This is a genomic window from Streptomyces sp. WAC05374, from assembly GCF_004353505.1.
Taxonomy (GTDB): Bacteria; Actinomycetota; Actinomycetes; order Streptomycetales; family Streptomycetaceae; genus Streptomyces.
The window spans coordinates 1-1,119 of the sequence record NZ_SMNQ01000047.1 but is presented as its reverse complement, the minus strand read 5'-3'; the positions used below and the strand labels follow the sequence as shown (position 1 = coordinate 1,119).

Annotated in this window: 1 protein-coding gene; it reads right to left on the bottom strand. The window is 72.3% G+C overall.

Features of this window, described 5'->3' with window-relative positions; all coding sequences use genetic code 11:
• Positions 1 to 1,119: beta-ketoacyl synthase N-terminal-like domain-containing protein (locus E2B92_RS32470; RefSeq protein ID WP_148128009.1), on the bottom strand; the 1,119-nt coding region annotated here is incomplete at both ends.

Below are 1,119 nucleotides of genomic sequence, written 5' to 3'. Positions count from 1 at the left end.
GGCACGATGCCGGAGTGTTCCAGGGCCTGCCAGGCGGTCTCCAGGAACAGCCGGTGCTGCGGCCCCATCAGCTCCGCCTCGGACGGCATGTAGTCGAAGAAGGCGGCGTCGAAGAGGTCGGCCCCTTCGACGTATCCCTTGGCGGGGACGTAGTCGGGGTCGGTGATCAGCTCCTCGGGCAGTCCCGCGGCGCGCAGTTCGTCCAGGGTGAAGTGGCGGATCGACTCGACGCCGTCGCGCAGGTTGCGCCAGAAGGTGTCGATGTCCGGCGCGCCCGGCAGCCTGCACGCCATGCCGACGACGGCGACCGCCTCGTCCCCGGCGGAACGGTCCGCCGGGCGGCGCCGCTCGGCCCGGGTGGTGACGGCACCCGTGCCGCCCAGGTGGGCGGCGAGCTTGCGCACGGTGGGGTACTGGAACAGGGCGGACAGCGGGAAGGGGCGGCCCAGTTCACTGGTGATGAGCTTGTGGGCCTCCAGGGCGGTCATGGAGCTGCCGCCGATCTCGAAGAAGCCCCGGTCGGGGTCGATGTGCGGCACACCGAGCACGGTCCGCCACGCCCCGGCCACGAGCGTTTCGAGGTCGCCGTCCGCCGCCGGGGCGGGCAGACCCGGAGCGTCCTGCGGAAGGCTCAGCAGGGCGTTGCGGTCGACCTTCTTGTTCGGGGTGTGGGGCAGTTCGTCGAGACGGACCACCCGGGTGGGAACCATGTACGTGGGCAGGCGCTCGGCCAGATGGGCCAGCAGATCGGCCTCCTCGGCGGAGTGGCCGGTCCAGTACAGGGTGAGGCGCTCCTCGCGCACGACGGCCGCGCATTCGACGACGGCCGGGTGTTCGGCGGCGACCGCCTCGATCTCGCCGAGCTCGATGCGGTGGCCGTGCAGCTTGACCTGGAAATCGGTACGGCCCCGGTACTCCAGCGAGCCGTCCTCGCGGTAACGGACCACGTCGCCCGTGCGGTACATGCGCCCGCCGGGGGTGAACGGGTCGTCGACGAAGCGTTCCGCGGTCAGCTCCGGCCGGTTCAGGTAGCCGCGGGCCACGCCGAGGCCGCCGATCCACAGCTCGCCCAGGCTCCCGCGCGGCACCCGCCGCCCCGCCCCGTCCAGCACGTACAGC